The sequence below is a fragment of the Kitasatospora sp. NPDC101176 genome (assembly GCF_044768035.1).
GTDB lineage: Bacteria > Actinomycetota > Actinomycetes > Streptomycetales > Streptomycetaceae > Kitasatospora.
In genome coordinates, this window is record NZ_JBIWPA010000004.1 from 71429 (window position 1) to 89599 (window position 18171).

Here is an 18171-nt window from a genome sequence, read left to right on the forward strand (position 1 = left end):
CGCCGTTCTCGATCGCTCGCTGCTGATGCTGTTCGCATGACGCTCTTCGCCTGACGCTCTTCGCCGCGTTGGTGCCGCGGATGCCCGACCGGTTCCGGCGCTACGCTCCGCCGGTCGCGGTGGCACGCGACACCGCATCCCCAGTCCGGTGCCCGAACCCGTCCACCGGCATGGTAACGATGCAGCCCGGGATGCAGTGTTGCGGGCCTTGGGGTGAGACGCCCAAAACGCGCGGGCGGTTGACCTTCCGGGGCACGTACCCTTGTGAGCCGTGTCCACTGCCAATGAGTCCACCGCGCGCACCGACCGTTCCAGCACCGCCGTGCAGGCCGTCCCAGGCCTGAGCGAGGCCCAGACGATGGGGCTGCAAGAGCTGCTGCGGGTGTCGCCGGTCGCCGACGAGATCGCCCGCCGGTTCCAGGCGGCCGGTCACCGGCTGGCCCTGGTCGGCGGCTCGGTGCGGGACGCCCTGCTCGGCCGGCTCGGCAACGACCTGGACTTCACCACGGACGCCCGCCCGGAGCAGGTGCTGAAGCTGGTCAGGGGCTGGGCGGACGCGGTCTGGGACGTCGGCATCGCCTTCGGCACCGTGGGCGCCCGCAAGGACACCCCCCAGGGCTCCTTCCTGATCGAGATCACCACCTACCGCTGCGAGGCGTACGACCGGACGTCCCGCAAGCCCGAGGTCACCTACGGCGACACCATCGAGGAGGACCTGGTCCGCCGGGACTTCACGGTCAACGCGATGGCGGTCGACCTGCCCGGCCGCGGCTTCGTGGACCCGCACCACGGCCTGGAGGACCTGGAGGCCCGGGTGCTGCGCACCCCCGCCACCCCCGAGGAGTCCTTCTCCGACGACCCGCTGCGGATGATGCGCGCGGCCCGGTTCGCCGCCCAGCTCGACTTCGACCCGGCCCCCGAGGTCGTCGCGGCGATGACCGCGATGGCCGAGCGGATCGCCATCGTCTCCGCCGAGCGGGTCCAGGCCGAGCTGAACAAGCTGCTGCTCGCCAAGCACCCGGTCAAGGGCCTGCGGCTGCTGGTCGACACCGGCCTGGCCGACCACGTGCTGCCCGAGCTGCCCGCGCTGCGGCTGGAGCGCGACGAGCACCACCGGCACAAGGACGTCTACGAGCACTCGCTGACCGTCCTGGAGCAGGCCGTCGACCTGGAGCAGGAGGGCCCGGACCTCACCCTGCGGCTGGCCGCGCTGCTGCACGACATCGGCAAGCCGCGCACCCGCCGGTTCGAGTCGGACGGCCGGGTCTCCTTCCACCACCACGAGGTGGTCGGCGCGAAGATGACCCGCAAGCGGATGCGCGAGCTCAAGTACTCCAAGGAGCTCACCGAGGACGTCTCGCGCCTGGTCGAGCTGCACCTGCGCTTCCACGGCTACGGCGGCGGCGAGTGGACGGACTCCGCGGTGCGCCGCTACGTCACCGACGCCGGCCCGCTCCTGGAGCGCCTGCACAAGCTCACCCGCTCCGACTGCACCACCCGCAACCGCAAGAAGGCGGCGGCGCTGTCGCGCACCTACGACGGCCTGGAGGAGCGGATCACCGAGCTCAAGGCGCGGGAGGAGCTGGACGCCGTCCGCCCGGCGCTGGACGGCAACCAGATCATGGAGCTGCTCGACCTCAAGCCCGGGCCGCAGGTCGGCAGGGCCTACAAGCACATGCTCGAGCTCCGGCTGGAGCACGGCCCGATGGAGCACGACGAGGCGGTCGCCGCGCTGCGCGCCTGGTGGGCGGCGCAGCAGGGCTGAGCATGCCGGAGGGGCGGCCCCGGCCTCGGCCGGAGCCGCCCCCTCCGGGCGGGTGCCCGTCAGCCGTTGACGCTCTGCAGGCAGAGCACGTAGCTCAGCGCCGTCAGGTTGGAGTAGGTGCGGGTGTAGGTGCTGTCCGACTTCGGCTGCTTCTCGCAGACCTTGTCGTCGGAGGTGGCGAAGTACTTCCAGACCACCTTGTACTGGGCGCGGGAGTCGCTGCAGGGCAGCATGGTGATCTTCGGGCTGGCGTCGTGGGTGGCGCCGGTGCCGTTCTCGTTGCGCAGGCAGTCGCCGATCTTGGCGTCGTCGATGCCGTCCGGAGTGGCGCTGGGGGTGGCCACCGGCGGGAGCGTGAACGTCGGCGTGGGCACCGGCCGCGGGGTGTACGTCGGCAGCGGCGGCGGCGAGAAGGTGGTCACCGGGGGCACCGTCACCGTGGGCACCGAGACCGGCGTGACCGGGTCGTCCTTCGTGGGGCCGAGCACCCCGGTGGCGGCCAGCACGATCGTCAGGACCAGCGACAGCGGCAGCAGCAGCGCCAGCATGTGCGGCCGCCGGGTCAGCGGGACGCCGGGGTCGAGCTGTGGGCCGTGGCTGCCCGGGACGGGGTACGGCAGCTGCTTGACCCGGCCGTTGGGGATCAGGTTCAGCAGCAGGGTGATCGGGGCCAGCAGCACCGAGACCGGGCTCCACCAGCCCTGGACCAGGGTGCGGGCGGACATGTCGCGCACCGTCGCCGTCCCGCAGGTGCGGCAGAACGGGCCGGACATCCGCAGCATCCGGTAGGCCAGGACCAGGCCCTGGTGGCCGCGGACGGTGGTGTCCACGGCCGGGAATCCGCCGCAGAAGCGGCAGGCGGGCCCGTCCTGCGGCCCGGGCTGCGGGTACCCGTAGCCGTAGCCGGGCGCGGACTGCTGGGGGTAGCCGTACGCCTGGTCGGGCGGCGGCGGGGCGGCCGGGTAGCCGTAGCCGGGCGGGCCCGACGGCGGGGGCGGCGGAGTCGGCTGGCCGTACGGGTTTCCGGTGGCGTACGGGTTGCCGTCGTTGGGCGGCTGCGCGCCGTACGGCATCTGGGGCGGCGGAACGGACAAGAGGTCCCCCGGGGACGGTGGTGGCGGAGAGGTCAGGACTTCCCGACCGGCGGGGTGCCGGTGCGGACCAGCGGGCCGAGGCAGAGCACGTACCGCTTCTTGTTCCAGCGGCGTCCGCTCTTGCCCGACACGGCGCTGGTGGTCTGCGGCGTCTGCTTGCAGCGGTTCACGTCGGTGGTGTTGTCGAACGTCGACAGGACGCGGTAATTCGCTTTGGAGTCAGTGCACTTGGCGATCTCGACGTCGCGTGAACCGCTCACCTTGACGCAGTCGCCGGGCTTGGCGCTGCTGACGCTCGGACCGCTCACGAAGTAGCCGACGGCCAGGGCGATGCAGCCGCCGACCAGCCCGACGGCCTTCAGCTTGGCCTTGGTCCCGCGCTTCTTGGCGGGTGCCGCGGGGGCCTGGCCGGCCGGTCCGGGCTGCGGGTACCCGTAGGGCCCGGCGGGGGGCTGCTGCCCGTACGGCGGCTGGGCGCCGGGCTGCGGCGGGCCGTACCCCGGGGGCGGCCCGTAGCCGGGCGCGGGCTGCGGCGGGGCCGGCTGCGGGTACCCGTACGGCCCCGCGGGCGGCTGCTGTCCGTACCCGGGCTGCGGCGGCCCGTAGGCCGGCTGAGGCTGGCCGTACGCCGGCGGCGGCCCGTACGGGTTGGGCGGTGTGCTCATCAGTTCGTCCCCCGAGACCGAGTGCTGTCGCTCCGACAGGTCTGACGTACCTTAGCGACTCGCTCGGACGCCGTCGGTCCCGAGGGCCCGGGGGGGGGTCAGGAGGACGGGCCGCCGGGGAGGGGCTCGTCCCGCCGGGCGGCGCGCAGGTAGAGGGCCGCGGAGATCGCGTACACCGCGGACACCCCGCCGACCACCGCGACCGAGCGGCCGGACAGCGGCAGCACCAGCGCGGTGACCAGGGCGGCCGCCACGAAGGCCACGTTGAACAGCACGTCGTAGATGGCGAACACCCGGCCGCGGTACTCGTCCTCGACCGACTCCTGGACCACCGTGTCGGCACAGATCTTGGTGCCCTGGGTGACCACCCCGAGCAGCAGCGCCGCGACCAGGCAGGGCACCAGGGAGAAGCTCAGGCCGAGCGCCGGGACGAAGACCACCGGCGCCGCGAGGCAGACCGTCATCCAGCCGGCCAGACCGAGCCGGCGGGTGCACCAGGGGCTGATCACCGCGGCGATGAAGAACCCGGCGGCGGAGAGGCCGACCGCCTGGCCGAGGGTGACCAGCCCGGCCGCGCTGTCGGCCGGGTCGTTGAAGGTGTAGCGGGCGAGCATCACCACGACCACGATCAGCACGCCGTAGCAGAACCGGGCCGCGGTGACGGCCGCCAGCGCGTGGACGGCGGGCCGGCAGTCCCGGACCAGGTGGCGGACGGCGGCACCGAGCTCGACGGCGGCCCGGACCAGGGCCTGGCCGAGCGCTGGCCGGTCCCCGTGCTGCTCCGGGCCGAGCAGGTCGCGGTCCATCCGGCGGGCGGCCAGCGCGGCCGACAGGTAGAGCAGCGAGGCCACCGTCACCAGCGCTGCGTCCGCCCGCGGCCCCGGGGCCATCACCTGGTGCAGCAGGAAGCCGATGCCGCCGCCGGAGGCCGCGGCGACCGTGCCCAGGGTGGGGGAGAGGGCGTTGGCGGTCACCAGCCGGTCCTGCTCCACCACCCGGGGGAGGGCGGCGGACAGGCCGGCCAGGATGAACCGGTTGAGCGCGGTGACCAGCAGCGCCGAGGCGAAGAACAGCCAGGTCGGCGCCTCCGCCAGCAGCAGTGCACCGGTGCCCAGCCCGAGCCCGAAGCGGGCCAGGTTGCCGTAGTAGAGGACCTGGCGGCGCCGCCAGCGGTCCAGCAGCACGCCGGCGAACGGGCCGATCACCGAGAACGGCAGCAGCATCACGGCCAGCACCGAGGCGATGTCGGCGGGGGAGGACTGCTTCTCCGGGGAGAACACGACGTAGGCGGCGAGCGAGACCTGGAAGACGCCGTCCGAGAGCTGGGAGAGCACCCGGGCGGTCAGCAGCCGCCGGAAGTCCCGGCCGCGCAGGAGACCGAGGAGCGTGGCACGGTGCGGGGACTGGTGGGTGCTGCCGTTCTCGGTGATCGCCACCCGCTCAGGGTGCCATGGATCCGTCCGTTGTTTCACGTGAAACATCGGCCGGGAAACGGTGAAGGGCCCACGATCCGGTGATCGTGGGCCCTTCGGAGCCGCTACGGGCGGTCACCCGCGGTGCAGCTCAGTGCTCAGCGCTCGACCTCGCCGCGGATGAACTTCTCGACGTTCTCCTTGGCCTCGTCGTCGAAGTACTGGACCGGCGGGGACTTCATGAAGTACGAGGAGGCCGACAGGATCGGGCCGCCGATGCCGCGGTCCTTGGCGATCTTCGCGGCGCGCACGGCGTCGATGATGACACCGGCCGAGTTCGGGGAGTCCCAGACCTCGAGCTTGTACTCCAGGTTCAGCGGGACGTCGCCGAACGCGCGACCCTCGAGGCGGACGTACGCCCACTTGCGGTCGTCCAGCCACGCCACGTAGTCCGAGGGGCCGATGTGGACGTTCTTGGCGCCCAGCTCGCGGTCGCGGATCTGCGAGGTGACGGCCTGCGTCTTGGAGATCTTCTTGGACTCCAGGCGCTCGCGCTCGAGCATGTTCTTGAAGTCCATGTTGCCGCCGACGTTCAGCTGCATGGTGCGCTCGAGGATGACACCGCGGTCCTCGAACAGCTTGGCCATCACGCGGTGCGTGATGGTGGCGCCGACCTGGGACTTGATGTCGTCACCGACGATCGGCACGCCGGCCTCGGTGAACTTGTCCGCCCACTCCTTGGTGCCCGCGATGAACACCGGCAGGGCGTTCACGAAGGCGACCTTGGCGTCGATGGCGCACTGCGCGTAGAACTTGGCCGCGGCCTCGGAACCCACGGGCAGGTAGCAGACCAGGACGTCGACCTGCTGGTCCTTGAGGACCTGGACGACGTCGACCGGGGCCTCGTCGGACTCCTCGATGGTCTCCAGGTAGTACTTGCCCAGGCCGTCGAGGGTGTGGCCGCGCTGGACGGTGACGCCGGTCGGCGGCACGTCGCAGATCTTGATGGTGTTGTTCTCGCTGTTGCCGATGGCGTCGGCCAGGTCGAAGCCGACCTTCTTGGCGTCGACGTCGAACGCCGCGACGAACTCCACGTCACGGACGTGGTAGTCGCCGAACTGGACGTGCATCAGCCCGGGGACCTTGCCGGCCGGGTCGGCGTCCTTGTAGTACTCGACACCCTGCACCAGCGACGCGGCGCAGTTGCCCACGCCCACGATGGCTACGCGAACCGAACCCATTCCGGTTGCTCCCTGTGATCTCATGAGCACCGCCGGGGTCGACGGCACTCGTCCTGCTTCTTCGATGACTGCTTGTACGGGCGCGAGGCGCCCACTCCTGCCGCGCGGCACGGGGCTGGCGCGGTGTCAGCGCTCCTGGGCGGAGCGCCCCGGGCGGTCGTACGGTGGCCCGGGCGGGTCCAGCGACCCTTCCTCCTGGCCACGGCCGTCCGAAGTCCTGTGGGGTGCGGCGGTGGTGCCGCCGCCGGTGGCGGGCCCGGTCCGGCCGGTGCGGTTGGCCCGCTCGGTCTCGATCAGCTCGTTGAGCCAGCGGACCTCGCGCTCCACCGATTCCAGTCCGTGCCGCTGCAGCTCGACGGTGTAGTCGTCGAACCGCTCGCGGGCCCGGGCCAGCGAGTTGCGCATCTTCTCCAGACGCTCCTCCAGCCGGCTGCGCCGCCCCTCCAGGACGCGCATCCGCACGGCCCGGTCGGTCTGGCCGAAGAACGCGAAGTGGACGCCGAAGTGCTCGTCCTCCCAGGCGTCCGGCCCGGAGTCGGCGAGCAGCTCCTCGAACCGCTGCTTGCCCTCGGGGGAGAGCCGGTAGACGGTCTTGGACCGCTTGCCGTTGAGCGCGGTGGCCGGGACGTACTCGACGTCCGGGTTGTCCTCGACCAGGAAACCCTGGGCGACCAGGCTCTTCAGGCACGGGTAGAGCGTTCCGTAGGAGAACGCCCGCAGCGTGCCGAGCAGGACGTTGAGGCGTTTGCGCAGCTCGTAGCCGTGCATCGGTGCGTCGTGGAGCAGGCCGAGAACGGCGAACTCCAACACTCCTGAGCGCCTGCCCACTGCCGTCGTCCTCCTCCCTCTCGACCCTCGTCTGGCCGCTGCATCGGGCGGTATGCCGTCTCGATGTATCGGCTCGATATATCGAGAACAGTAAACCGGGCCCTCGAAAGGGGCAAGGGGGGCACGCGTGAATGTGATCACAAGCCGACGCGCGGGGGAGATTGGCAACGGGCGTGTAATGATCTGTTGCCGTTTTGCGGTTATTGGCGACTGATGCCCGATTAGTTGCGATTCTCTGCTGCGTACGCTGTCGCGTGTGCACGAGGACCACCTCCGGGGTTAGGGCGGTTGGCGGGCATCGGACGTGAACCCTGCCTTCAGGCTGGAACCGCCTGGCGAGGAGTGGCTGCAACATGAGCGAACGACGGCGAAGGACGCCCGACCCGGGCGGTGACGGGCAGCAGCCCCCGGGTGGCGGTGGCCGTCAGGGCGGACCCGGCCGTGACGAGCTGAGCTCGGACGGGATCGGCCGCCGGCGCCCTCCGGGCGTCCGGGAGACCGCCCAGCAGCCCCGGATGGGTCGCGCAGAGATGCGCAAGGCCGCGCAGAAGGGCGGCAAGGGGGGACGCCGCGGTGCCGCCGCGGCCTCGGCCGCTGCCGCCGCCGGCCCCGGGAAGAAGCGCTTCATCGACTACCCGCGCTTCGGTAAGACCGGCGTGCGGCGCTGGCTGCCCTCCTGGAAGCAGTGGCTCACCGCGTTCCTGACGGTCTTCGCCGCCTGCGTCGGCGTCGTGTTCTACCTCTACCAGACCACCGAGATCCCGCAGCTCAAGGACCTGGTCAAGGATCAGAACACCATCTACTACTGGGCCGACGGCACGGAGATGACCCGCAAGGGCGACACCAACCGCCAGATCGTCGAGCTCGCCGACATCAGCCCCACCCTGCAGAACGCCGTCATCGCCGCGGAGAACGAGACCTTCCGCACCGACAGCGGCGTCGACCCCAAGGGCATGCTGCGCGCCGTCTACAACATGGCGAAGGGCGGGGAGACCCAGGGCGCCTCGACGATCACCCAGCAGTACGTCAAGAACGCCTACCTGAGCCAGGAGCAGACCCTGACCCGTAAGGTCAGGGAGTTCTTCATCACGCTGAAGATCAATCAGAAGATGGAGAAGCCCGACATCCTGAAGGGCTACCTCAACACCAGCTGGTTCGGCCGCAACGCCAACGGCGCGCAGGCCGCCGCCCAGGCGTACTACGGCGTCAACGCCAAGGACCTCAACCTCTGCCAGAGCGCCATGCTGGCCGGGCTGCTGAAGGGCGCGAACTACTACGACCCCACCAAGGCCGCCAACCGCCAGCGCGCCGAGGATCGCTGGAAGTGGATCCTCGACCGGATGGTGGAGACCAAGAACGCCACGGCGGAGGAGCGGGCGAAGTGCACCACCTTCCCGGACCCGGTCCCGCTGAAGCCCAGCTCCAACATGAACGGTGAGGTCAGCTACCTGGTCGACACCGCCAACAAGTACGTGATGGCCACCGACAAGACGATCACCCAGCAGATGATCGACAAGGGCGGCCTGAAGATCTACACCACCTTCGAGAAGGACAAGGTCGACGCCCTGAAGAAGGCCGTCGACGACGTCAAGAACGAGAACCTCAACCTGCAGAAGCGCCCCGACCAGGACAAGTGGGTGCAGTTCGGCTCCGCCAGCATCCGCCCGGGCGACGGTGCGATCGTCGCCCTGTACGGCGGCGACGGCGTGGAGAACGGCCACTTCGACAACAACGCCGACGCCATCGGCGTCCAGGTCGGCTCGACCTTCAAGCCCTTCGTGCTGGCCACCGCGATGCAACTCGGCGTCCAGACGGCCACCGACGACAAGGGCAAGCCGAAGCGGATCAACGCCGACAGCCGCTACCTCTCCGACGACATGTCCGAGATCCGCAAGCCGGACGGCTCGCTGGTGATCGGCGACGACGGCAAGCCCTACCGGCAGAAGAACGAGGACAGCGGCAAGCGCGGCTACGTCTCGCTGCGGCAGGCCATGCAGTGGTCGTACAACGTGCCGTTCGTCCAGCTCAACCAGGACGTCGGCGGCCAGAACGTGGCCAACATCGCCGAGCAGATGGGCATCAAGAAGGAGAGCTTCGCCGACCCGAAGACCCCGACCTTCGCCCTCGGCACCTCCACCATCAGCCCGATCCGGATGGCCACCGCCTACGGCACGCTGGCGGCCAGCGGCAAGGAGTCCGAGCCCTACTCGGTCACCAAGGTCGAGGTGGACGGCCGGGAGCGCGCGGGCTTCGGCAAGAAGGACGCCAAGGTGGCGCTGGAGCCGGCCGTCGCGGACAACGTCACCGACGTGCTGGTGAACGTGGCGAAGAACGGTACGGGTAGCAAGAGCAACGCGCTGGGCCGCCCGGTGGCCGGCAAGACCGGTACCACCGACCAGAACAAGTCGGCCTGGTGGGTCGGCTACACCCCGCAGCTGGTCACCAGCGTCGCGATGTGGCGCGAGGACCCGACCAAGCACGAGCGGCTGTCGCTCAACGGCACCGGCGGCAAGGAGTCCATCCACGGTGGTGACATCCCGACCGACGTCTTCACCCGGTACATGAAGGCCGCCCTGGCCAACGAGAAGAAGATGGACTTCCCGACCCCGCAGCCCGTCGGCACCGAGGTGGACTCCTCCGGCGCCCCGAGCACGGCGTCCCCGACGGCCTCGCCGACGATGATCGACACCCCGACGGCCCCGCCGACCCAGCAGCCCGGCCCCACCCAGACGCAGCCGGCCGGCGGCAACAACCCGCCGCAGCCGCCCGTGCCCACCCAGGGCGGCGGGAACTGCGTCCCGGGCGTGGACTGCCCGGCCCCGCAGCCGACCCAGACGCAGCCGACCAAGACCCACCCCGGTCCGACGAACACCTGCATCCTGCCCGGCCTGTGCAACTCGACCCAGCCCACGACGACGCCGACCGACCCCCCCACCACCACGACGTCGCCGACCAAGTCGGGCAAGCCCACCAGCACCCCGGCAGGCGGAGGCCAGGTCGCCCCGGCGGGCTGATCCACCTCCCGTCGAACGGGCGAACGGCGGCGGCGGTCCTCTGCGGAGGGCCGCCGCCGTTTCGTCATGATTCGCCGCCGACCGCCGCGGCCGCGGCCGCACCGGAACGGGGTCCTCCTCGTCCCGGTCGGGCCGGTGCGGCAGGATGTCCGGCATGACGTCGAGCGATCGTGACGAATCCGCCGCCCCGGTCGGGACCGGCGACGCCGCAGGGCCGGCCCAGCCCGCCGTCGGCACGGCCGCCCCGCCGGCCAACACCGTGGTCGTCCCGGCCGACGAGGACCCGGTGGCGGCGGCCGGCAGCGAGGTGATCGGCGGCCCGCCCGGCCGCCGGGCGCTGCTGGGCGTCTCCTGGTGGATCCCGGCGCGCTTCCTGGCGCTGGCGGTGATCGTGGTCTCGGTGCTCGGGATGCTGCAGAAGGCGCCCTGCTACCAGCAGGCCTGGTTCCAGCCGGGTTCGCCGCAGTACATCCACGCCTGCTACAGCGACATCCCGCACCTGTTCTCCGGCCGCGGCTTCTCGGCCGGGCTGCACCCCTACGTGGACCGCATCCCGGGCAGCTCCGGAGACCTCCAGTACCTCGAGTACCCGGTGCTCACCGGGCTGTTCATGCAGCTGGCGGCCTGGCTGACGCCGGGCGGCGGCACCCAGCAGAGCCAGGAGCAGTGGTTCTGGGCGATCAACGCCGGGATGCTGATGGCCTGCGCGGTGGTGGCCGTGGTGGCGCTCTCGCGCACCCACCGCCGGCGCCCGTGGGACGCCCTGCTGTTCGCGCTGGCCCCCGTGCTGCTGCTGAACGGCACGGTCAACTGGGACCTGCTCGCGGTCGCGCTGGCCGCCGTGGCGATGGCCTGGTGGGCCGGCTCCCGGCCCGGCTGGGCGGGCGTCTTCATCGGCCTGGCCACCGCGGCCAAGCTCTACCCGGTGCTGCTGCTGGGCCCGCTGCTGGTGCTCTGCTGGCGGACCGGGAAGTGGCGCGAGTTCCGCGCGGCGCTGGGCGGCGCGCTCGGCGCCTGGCTGGTCGTCAACCTGCCGATCATGATCGCCAACTGGCAGGGCTGGTCGACCTTCTACGTCTTCAGCAAGCACCGCGCCGAGGACTACGGCTCGTTCTGGGTGATCCTGATGCAGAACCGCGGGGCGGGCCTGGCCGACCTCGACCTCTACATCGGCGTGCTGATGGTGCTGGGCTGCCTGGCCGTCACGTGGCTGGCCCTCTCGGCGCCGCGCCGCCCGCGCTTCGCGCAGCTGGCCTTCCTGGTGGTCGCCCTGTTCGTCCTGGTCAACAAGGTGTACTCGCCGCAGTACGCGCTCTGGCTGCTGCCGCTCGCGGTGCTGGCCCGGCCGCGCTGGCGGGACTTCCTGGTCTGGCAGGCCTGCGAGGTGCTCTACACCCTGGGCATCTGGTCCTACCTGGGCTTCGTCACCGGGCCCAAGCAGCACGGCATCGGCGAGGCCTGGTACCAGTTCGCGGTCGTGCTGCACCTGCTGGGGACGCTCTACCTGGTGGTCATGGTGGTCCGGGACATCCTGCTGCCGGACCGCGACCCGGTGCGCTGGGACGGCACCGACGACCCGTCCGGCGGCGTGTTCGACCGCGCCCCGGACGCCTTCGTGCTCGGCACCGCCCGCCGGCTGCGCGAGGAGGAGAGCTACGCCGGGTACGCGCCGGCCGGCGCCGAGCAGTGGCTCGGTGAGCCGCAGCTGCTGGAGCCGGCCGACAAGCCGTAGGCCCCGCCCGGACGGACGGTCAGCGGTCCACCACGCGGTCGAAGTGCGTGGTGGTGTGCCGCACCTGGAGACCGAGCTCCTCGCCGATCGCGGGGGCCTTGGTCTCCCCGTCCAGGAACAGCAGCGAGACCTGCATGTGCGGCGGCTCGGCGAACCAGAGCTGCTTGCCCGCCCAGTGGAACGGCGACTTGGTCTTGTTGACCGTCGCCAGACCGGCCCGGGCGATGCCCTTGGCCCGCGAGGACATGCCCTGCACGTACTTGGGCGCCTCCAGGCCGATGCCGTGCGCGGTGCCGCCGGCCACGACCACGATGTGGCCGTCGGACGGCGCCGGGTGCTGGCGGTAGCCGTAGCGGTCGCCCTTGCGCACCGGGGTGACGTCCAGCACGGTGGCCCGGACCTCCAGGGCGCCGTGGTCTCCCAGCCAGAGCCGGGTGCCGATCCGGGCGCGGAAGACGGTGTCCGGGTAGCGCTGGGCCAGCTGCTCCATGCCGGCCGCGCCCAGGTGGCTGACGTACACGGTGTGCACCGGCAGCCCGGCGGCCCGGGCGGTGTCCACCCAGTGGGCGACCTCCTCGACCGGGCTGGAGCCGTCCGGCCGGTCCATCGGCAGGTGCAGGGCCAGGCCCTCGAAGGCCACGCCGTCCAGCTCGGCGGCGACCGCCGGGAGCTCGGCGGCGGAGACCCCGTGCCGGCGCATCGTGGTCATGCACTCCACCACCACCCGGGCGCCGGGCAGTGCCCGCAGGGCGTCCAGGTTCGCCACCGTCCGGATCACCCGGGCGTGCGGCAGCGGCAGCACCTCCTCGCCGACCCGGTACGGGGTGAGGACCAGCAGCTCGCCGCCGTACCACTCGGCGGCGTCGGCCGCCTCGTACGCGGTGCCGACGGCCAGCACGCCGGTGCCGAGCAGCGTCGCCTCCTCGGCCAGCCGGTGGTTGCCCAGGCCGTAGCCGTTCCCCTTGGCGACCGGCACCAGTCCGGGGAACTCGGCCAGCACGGTGCGCTGGTGGGCGCGCCAGCGTTCGGTGTCGAGGTAGAGCGACAGCGTCATCGGGTCAGCCTCCTCAGCGGCGGGACATGTAGAGGTCGAGGGCCTTGTGCAGCAGCTTGTTGAGCGGGAAGTCCCACTCGCCGAGGTACTCGGCCGCCTGGCCGCCGGTGCCGACCTTGAACTGGATCAGGCCGAACAGGTGGTCGTTCTCGTCCAGGGTGTCACTGATGCCGCGCAGGTCGTACACGCCGCCGCCGAGGGCGTAGGAGTCGCGCATCATGCGCCACTGGATCGCGTTGGAGGGCTTGACCTCGCGCTTGTGGTTGGCCGAGGCGCCGTAGGAGTACCAGACGTGCTCGCCGACCACGAGCATCGTGGTCGCGGCCAGCGGCTCGCCCTCGTGGTAGGCGATGTAGAGCCGCATGCGGTTGGGGTCCTCGGCGGTGAGGGCCTTCCACATCCGCTGGAAGTAGGACAGCGGGCGCGGGGTGAAGCGGTCGCGCTCGGCGGTGACCAGGTAGAGCTGGTGGAAGATCGGCAGCTCGTCGTAGCCGCCCTGGAACACCTCGACGCCGCTCTTCTCTGCCTTCTTGATGTTCCGGCGCCAGAGCTGGTTGAAGCCCTTCTGGATGTCGTCCAGCGAGCGGTTGGCCAGCGGCACCTGGAACACGTAGCGGGGCTGGACGTCGCCGAAGCCGGCGCCGCCGTCCTCGCCCTGCAGCCAGCCCGCCTTGCGCAGCCGGTCGGCCACCTCGAAGGCGCGCGGCTCGTACCAGTCGGCCTCGATGTCGCGCAGGCGCTTGGCCTGCTTGGCGGCGATGGCCTCCTTGATGGTGGGGGCGTTCCAGCGGCGGATGACCACCGGCGGGCCCATCTTCACCGAGAAGGCGCCCTGGGACTTCAGGTGCGCCAGCATCGGGGAGAGCCAGCGGTCGAGGTCGCGGTCGAACCAGTCGATGACCGGGCCCTCGGGCAGGTAGGCGAGGTAGCGCTTGACCTTGGGCAGCTGCCGGTAGAGCACCAGGCCGGCGCCGACGAGCTGGTTGGCCTCGTCGAACCAGCCGATCGACTCCGATCGCCACTCGGCCTTCACGTCGCCCCAGGACGGGACCTGCATGTGGCTGGCCGAGGCACGGCTCCTGATGAAGGCGAGGTGCTCCTCGCGGGTGATCGTCCTCAGGCGCAGGCTCATGCTCGGTGCTCCTCGTCGGTCGGGCTGCGGTGAGCCCCAGGTTCTCGGGCTGACCCTATCGTCCGGGGCCCGGACGCCCGAGTCCCCGGGCGTGACGGCGCCCCCGTCGCGTACCTGTCTCCTTGCAGATACGCCACGGGGGCGCCCAGGGTTCCGCGCGGGGCGGCCGGGGGCCGGGTTCAGCCCCAGAGTCCGCCGCGGGCCATCCCCAGGTAGAAGCCGACGGCCGAGGCGCCGAGGCTGACCATCAGCACGAACCGCTCGGCCGTGGTGACCGAGACGAACACGCCCAGCAGCCCGGTGACGATCCCGAACAGACCGGTCCACGAGGTCAGCAGGTGGAGGTTGTGGAAGAACGAGGTCGTGAAGGCGATCACTCCCAGCACGGCCGTGAGGGCCACCAGGGTGTTCTCGCGGGGGTGCGGGTGGCCGTCGGTGTTCAGCGTGAGGGCCGGCATGTGGTGGACGGACTGGGCCATGTGTCCCACCTCCTGGCGTGGAGACGAACGAGCAGGAATCCCGTTCCGTCCAGATTGCGGCGGTTGGGCCGCTCTCACAACCCCTATGCGTTTTGTTCGGCCGTACGGGTGCGGGTAGGGTTGGCCGTCTGCACTGGTGTAGTTGTGCCCCCTTGCGCCCTCTTCCGGGCGACCACCCCCTCCGGGGTGAGCGGGGGCCCGCTGTCGGACCCGGCCGCTACGGTGGCCGGTGTCGTCACTGCTCCGGTGCCGACGCTGCACAACCCTCCTGCCACGGAGAGACCGTGGCCGTTGAGTCCAAAGGAGGTGGGTTACCCATGCGTCACTACGAGGTGATGGTCATCCTCGACCCCTCGGTCGAGGAGCGCGCTGTCTCCCCCCTGATCGAGAACTTCCTCACCGTCGTCCGCAACGCCGGCGGCAAGGTGGAGAAGGTCGACACCTGGGGTCGTCGCCGTCTGGCTTACGAGATCAACAAGCAGTCCGAGGGCATCTACTCGGTCATCGACCTGAAGGCCACGCCTGAGGTCGTCAAGGAGCTCGACCGCCAGATGGGCCTGAGCGAGTCGGTTCTGCGGACCAAGGTCCTGCGCCCGGACACCCACTGAGCCACCTCTGAGGCCTTCGGGTCTCGGGTAGCTCGCGTCCGCTGTTTCACGTGAAACAGCGGTGAACGGACATCTTCCCGAGAGGTCATCACCACCATGGCAGGCGAGACCGTCATCACCCTCGTCGGCAATCTCGTCGACGACCCCGAGCTGCGCTTCACCCCGTCGGGTGCGGCGGTCGCGAAGTTCCGTATCGCGTCCACCCCCCGCACCTTCGACCGTCAGACGAACGAGTGGAAGGACGGCGAGAGCCTCTTCCTCACGTGCAACGTCTGGCGGCAGCCGGCGGAGAACGTGGCCGAGTCGCTGCAGCGGGGCATGCGCGTCATCGTGCAGGGCCGACTGCGCCAGCGGTCTTACGAGACCAAGGAAGGCGAGAAGCGGACGGTCTTCGAGGTCGAGGTCGACGAGGTCGGCCCGAGCCTGCGCTCGGCGACCGCCAAGGTCACCCGGGCCAACCGGTCCGGCGCTCCCGGTGGCGGCTTCGGCGGCCAGCAGGGCGGCGGCCAGGGTGGCGGCAACTGGGGAGGCGGCGGCGGCCAGCAGGGCGGCGGCTGGGGTGGAAACTCCGGCGGCGGCCAGTCCGGCCCCTCCGACGACCCGTGGGCGTCCAGCACTCCGTCCGGCGGCCAGCAGGGCGGCGGCAGCTGGGGTGCCCCGTCCGGTGGCGGCTACTCGGAAGAGCCCCCGTTCTAAGAGCTGACAGATTTCGTGCGGCCCGGCCGCGGCGTCCCAGGACGCCCGCCGGGCCGTGAACCCCAAATGGAGCACACAATGGCGAAGCCGCCTGCTCGCAAGCCGAAGAAGAAGGTTTGCGTCTTCTGCAAGGACAAGGTCAACTACGTTGACTACAAGGACACGAACCTGCTGCGGAAGTTCATCTCCGACCGCGGCAAGATCCGTGCCCGCCGGGTCACCGGCAACTGCACCCAGCACCAGCGTGACGTCGCCACGGCCGTGAAGAACAGCCGTGAGATGGCGCTGCTGCCCTACACCAGCACCGCGCGCTAAGAGAGGGTGACCAAGTAATGAAGATCATCCTCACGCACGAGGTGCCGGGTCTCGGCTCCGCCGGCGAGGTCGTCGAGGTCAAGGACGGCTACGCCCGCAACTTCCTGGTCCCGCGTGGCTTCGCCATCCGCTGGACCAAGGGCGGCCAGAAGGACGTCGACGCCATCCGTCGCGCCCGCAAGATCCACGAGATCCAGACCCTCGAGGCCGCCAACGAGGTCAAGGGTCAGCTCGAGGGCGTCCAGGTCAAGCTGGCCGTCCGCTCGGGTGACGCCGGCCGCCTGTTCGGCTCGGTGACCCAGTCCGACGTCGTCGAGGCCATCAAGGCCGCTGGCGGCCCGGCCGTGGACAAGCGCGCCGTCGCGATCGCCTCGCCGATCAAGACCGTGGGCACCCACAAGGTCTCGGTCAAGCTGCACGCCGACGTCCAGGCCAACCTCGACGTCGCCGTCGTCGCCGCCTGAGTTCCGTAGCAGTGGCCTGAGGGCCGGGCTCCTCCGGGAGCCCGGCCCTCAGTCGTTCCCGCGGCTGCTCGGGCGGTCGACGCCGCCCCGGGAAGGCCCGGTGGAGCGGCCCGGAGCGGCCTACGCCCGGACGGCGCCGGTCACCAGCCAGCGCCCGCCGCGCGCCCGGCCGACCAGGAAGGCCGCCCGGACCAGGATGAACAGGTTCATCGCCCACCAGAGCCCGGCCAGCCCGGCGCCGGTGGCGGGCACCGCGAAGGCCACCGGGGTGAACACCACCAGGGTCGCGATCGCAGCCCGGGCCAGGTAGGGGCCGTCCCCGGCGCCCATCAGCACGCCGTCCAGCACGAAGACCAGACCGGCCACCGGCTGGCTCAGCGCGAGCAGCAGCAGGGCGGTGTCCAGCTGGCCCTGCACCGCCGGATCGGGCGTGAACAGCGGCACGTAGAGCGGGCGGGCCACCACCACCAGCAGGCCGAGCGCCACCCCGGAGCCGATCCCCCACTCGACCATCCGTCTGGTGGCGGCCCGGGCTCCCGGCACGTCCGAGGCGCCCAGGTAGCGGCCGATGATCGCCTGCCCGGCGATCGCGATGGCGTCCAGGGCGAAGGCCAGGAAGCTGAAGAGGGTCATGGTGATCTGGTGGGCGGCCACCTGGTCGTCCCCGAGCCGGGCGGCCACCGCGGTGGCGATCATCAGCACCGCGCGCAGGCTCACCGTGCGCACCAGCAGCGGACCGCCGGCCCTGGCCCCGGCCCGGATGCCGGCCGCGTCGGGCCGCAGGGAGGCCTGCTCGCGGCGCGCCCCGCGGACCACCACGACCAGGTAGGCGGCGGCCATCCCGGTCTGCGCCAGCACGGTGCCCCAGGCCGAACCGGCCACCCCGAGCCCGGCGCCGTAGACCAGTCCGGCGTTCAGTCCGATGTTGGCGGCGAAGCCCGCGACGGCCACCAGCAGCGGGGTCCGGGTGTCCTGGAGGCCGCGCAGCACGCCGGTGGCCGCGAGCACCATGAGCATCGCCGGGATCCCCAGGGCGCTGATCCGCAGGTAGGTCACGGCGTAGGGGGCGGCGGTGGGCGAGGCGCCCAGGACGTCGGCGGTCCAGGGGGCCAGCAGCAGGGTGAGCAGGACCACGGGGACGGCCAGGCCGAGGGCCAGCCAGATGCCGTCGACGCCCTGCTGGACGGCGCCCCGGCGGTCCCCGGCCCCGATCCGGCGGGCCACCGCGGCGGTGGTGGCGTAGGCGAGGAACACGAACACGCCCGTCGCGGTGGAGAGCGCGGCGGCGGCCACCCCGACGCCGGCCAGCTGCGGGGTGCCGAGGTGCCCGACGATCGCCGAGTCGGCCATCAGGAAGAGCGGCTCGGCGACCAGCGCACCGAAGGCCGGGACGGCCAGCGCGAGGATCTCCCGGTCGTGCCGGCGTCTGGACGGGGTCGGGGCGGTGGGCGAGACGGTCATGGGCTCCAGGCTACTCATCCACAGGTAATGGTTGCCAGGGTCAGGCGATCATTACTCGAATTCTTGAGCGACGCGCCCGGCCCGCTCGGTGCCCACAGCCGTTCGGAGGTGTGTGAAGAATTTCTCATGCACAGGCCCGGATCGAGGTAGTCCCAGGTCAACGGGTTGACGGTGGATCGATGGTCGGGTTATCCACAGGACCTTCCACAGG

General features: G+C 71.1%; 16 protein-coding genes. 7 read left to right on the top strand and 9 right to left on the bottom strand.

Features of this window, described 5'->3' with window-relative positions; genetic code table 11:
- The first annotated feature begins 358 nt into the window (after positions 1-358).
- On the top strand, positions 359-1765 hold the full coding sequence (locus tag ACIRS1_RS08050) for a CCA tRNA nucleotidyltransferase (RefSeq protein WP_387900762.1): 1407 nt from the start codon (positions 359-361) through the stop codon (positions 1763-1765).
- Positions 1766-1824: 59 nt separating this feature from the next.
- Here the strand turns inward: ACIRS1_RS08050 and ACIRS1_RS08055 are convergent, their stop codons facing one another.
- The 5 genes from ACIRS1_RS08055 to ACIRS1_RS08075 all read right to left on the bottom strand — a co-directional run bounded on the left by ACIRS1_RS08055 (position 1825) and on the right by ACIRS1_RS08075 (position 7005).
- On the bottom strand, positions 1825-2859 hold the full coding sequence (locus ACIRS1_RS08055) for a hypothetical protein (RefSeq protein WP_402837818.1): 1035 nt from the start codon (positions 2857-2859) through the stop codon (positions 1825-1827).
- Positions 2860-2891: 32 nt separating this feature from the next.
- Positions 2892-3524, bottom strand: coding sequence for a hypothetical protein (locus tag ACIRS1_RS08060; RefSeq protein WP_402837819.1), 633 nt, complete (start codon positions 3522-3524; stop codon positions 2892-2894).
- Positions 3525-3622: 98 nt separating this feature from the next.
- Positions 3623-4960, bottom strand: a complete 1338-nt coding sequence (locus tag ACIRS1_RS08065) for an MFS transporter (protein ID WP_402837821.1) — start codon at positions 4958-4960, stop codon at positions 3623-3625.
- 134 nt (positions 4961-5094) lie between these two features.
- Complete coding sequence (locus ACIRS1_RS08070; RefSeq protein ID WP_313764715.1) at positions 5095-6177, bottom strand: inositol-3-phosphate synthase; 1083 nt, start codon at positions 6175-6177, stop codon at positions 5095-5097.
- A 126-nt stretch (positions 6178-6303) separates the two neighbouring features.
- Entirely contained in the window at positions 6304-7005 is a 702-nt protein-coding gene (locus tag ACIRS1_RS08075; RefSeq protein WP_360212834.1) for a PadR family transcriptional regulator, read from the bottom strand.
- Positions 7006-7358: 353 nt separating this feature from the next.
- Here ACIRS1_RS08075 and ACIRS1_RS08080 point away from each other — a divergent pair, with 353 nt between their 5' ends.
- Complete coding sequence (locus tag ACIRS1_RS08080; protein WP_402837823.1) at positions 7359-10019, top strand: transglycosylase domain-containing protein; 2661 nt, start codon at positions 7359-7361, stop codon at positions 10017-10019.
- 154 nt (positions 10020-10173) lie between these two features.
- Positions 10174-11751 carry a glycosyltransferase family 87 protein gene (locus ACIRS1_RS08085; RefSeq protein WP_402837825.1) on the top strand — a complete coding sequence of 526 codons (1578 nt, stop codon included), beginning with the start codon at positions 10174-10176 and terminating at the stop codon, positions 11749-11751.
- Positions 11752-11770: 19 nt separating this feature from the next.
- On the opposite strand, the gene ACIRS1_RS08090 is transcribed toward ACIRS1_RS08085, so the two are convergent.
- The 3 genes from ACIRS1_RS08090 to ACIRS1_RS08100 form a co-directional block, all read right to left on the bottom strand.
- A complete protein-coding gene (locus ACIRS1_RS08090) occupies positions 11771-12805 on the bottom strand; it encodes an alanine racemase (RefSeq protein ID WP_360212829.1) in 1035 nt (344 codons plus the stop codon).
- A 13-nt stretch (positions 12806-12818) separates the two neighbouring features.
- Positions 12819-13937 (bottom strand): peptidoglycan bridge formation glycyltransferase FemA/FemB family protein, encoded by a 1119-nt coding sequence (locus tag ACIRS1_RS08095; RefSeq protein ID WP_360212827.1) that lies wholly within the window; start codon positions 13935-13937, stop codon positions 12819-12821.
- 179 nt (positions 13938-14116) lie between these two features.
- A complete protein-coding gene (locus ACIRS1_RS08100) occupies positions 14117-14416 on the bottom strand; it encodes a hypothetical protein (RefSeq protein ID WP_360212825.1) in 300 nt (99 codons plus the stop codon).
- A gap of 317 nt (positions 14417-14733) precedes the next feature.
- Here ACIRS1_RS08100 and rpsF point away from each other — a divergent pair, with 317 nt between their 5' ends.
- The 4 genes from rpsF to rplI all read left to right on the top strand — a co-directional run bounded on the left by rpsF (position 14734) and on the right by rplI (position 16499).
- The gene (gene rpsF, locus ACIRS1_RS08105; RefSeq protein ID WP_063348486.1) at positions 14734-15024 is read left to right on the top strand and encodes a 30S ribosomal protein S6; all 291 of its coding nucleotides are present in this window, start codon (positions 14734-14736) and stop codon (positions 15022-15024) included.
- A 96-nt stretch (positions 15025-15120) separates the two neighbouring features.
- Positions 15121-15720: a single-stranded DNA-binding protein gene (locus ACIRS1_RS08110; protein WP_402837827.1), complete on the top strand. Its 600-nt coding sequence runs from the start codon at positions 15121-15123 to the stop codon at positions 15718-15720.
- Between the two features lie 78 nt (positions 15721-15798).
- The gene (gene rpsR, locus ACIRS1_RS08115; protein WP_030304537.1) at positions 15799-16035 is read left to right on the top strand and encodes a 30S ribosomal protein S18; all 237 of its coding nucleotides are present in this window, start codon (positions 15799-15801) and stop codon (positions 16033-16035) included.
- A 17-nt stretch (positions 16036-16052) separates the two neighbouring features.
- A complete protein-coding gene (rplI, locus tag ACIRS1_RS08120) occupies positions 16053-16499 on the top strand; it encodes a 50S ribosomal protein L9 (protein WP_360212821.1) in 447 nt (148 codons plus the stop codon).
- Positions 16500-16619: 120 nt separating this feature from the next.
- Here rplI and ACIRS1_RS08125 read toward each other — a convergent pair whose 3' ends face one another.
- Positions 16620-17960, bottom strand: coding sequence for an MATE family efflux transporter (locus ACIRS1_RS08125; protein ID WP_402837829.1), 1341 nt, complete (start codon positions 17958-17960; stop codon positions 16620-16622).
- Between the last annotated feature and the right edge of the window lie 211 nt (positions 17961-18171).

What these genes read in the sequence shown, in the direction of transcription:
- ACIRS1_RS08060 (WP_402837819.1), bottom strand. Translation starts at nt 3,524, where the DNA reads ATGAGCACACCGCCCAACCCGTACGGGCCGCCGCCGGCGTACGGCCAG.
- ACIRS1_RS08080 (WP_402837823.1), top strand. Translation starts at nt 7,359, where the DNA reads ATGAGCGAACGACGGCGAAGGACGCCCGACCCGGGCGGTGACGGGCAG.
- rpsF (WP_063348486.1), top strand. Translation starts at nt 14,734, where the DNA reads ATGCGTCACTACGAGGTGATGGTCATCCTCGACCCCTCGGTCGAGGAG.
- ACIRS1_RS08110 (WP_402837827.1), top strand. Translation starts at nt 15,121, where the DNA reads ATGGCAGGCGAGACCGTCATCACCCTCGTCGGCAATCTCGTCGACGAC.
- ACIRS1_RS08050 (WP_387900762.1), top strand. Translation starts at nt 359, where the DNA reads ATGGGGCTGCAAGAGCTGCTGCGGGTGTCGCCGGTCGCCGACGAGATC.
- rplI (WP_360212821.1), top strand. Translation starts at nt 16,053, where the DNA reads ATGAAGATCATCCTCACGCACGAGGTGCCGGGTCTCGGCTCCGCCGGC.
- ACIRS1_RS08070 (WP_313764715.1), bottom strand. Translation starts at nt 6,177, where the DNA reads ATGGGTTCGGTTCGCGTAGCCATCGTGGGCGTGGGCAACTGCGCCGCG.
- ACIRS1_RS08085 (WP_402837825.1), top strand. Translation starts at nt 10,174, where the DNA reads ATGACGTCGAGCGATCGTGACGAATCCGCCGCCCCGGTCGGGACCGGC.
- rpsR (WP_030304537.1), top strand. Translation starts at nt 15,799, where the DNA reads ATGGCGAAGCCGCCTGCTCGCAAGCCGAAGAAGAAGGTTTGCGTCTTC.
- ACIRS1_RS08090 (WP_360212829.1), bottom strand. Translation starts at nt 12,805, where the DNA reads ATGACGCTGTCGCTCTACCTCGACACCGAACGCTGGCGCGCCCACCAG.
- ACIRS1_RS08100 (WP_360212825.1), bottom strand. Translation starts at nt 14,416, where the DNA reads ATGGCCCAGTCCGTCCACCACATGCCGGCCCTCACGCTGAACACCGAC.
- ACIRS1_RS08095 (WP_360212827.1), bottom strand. Translation starts at nt 13,937, where the DNA reads ATGAGCCTGCGCCTGAGGACGATCACCCGCGAGGAGCACCTCGCCTTC.
- ACIRS1_RS08125 (WP_402837829.1), bottom strand. Translation starts at nt 17,960, where the DNA reads ATGACCGTCTCGCCCACCGCCCCGACCCCGTCCAGACGCCGGCACGAC.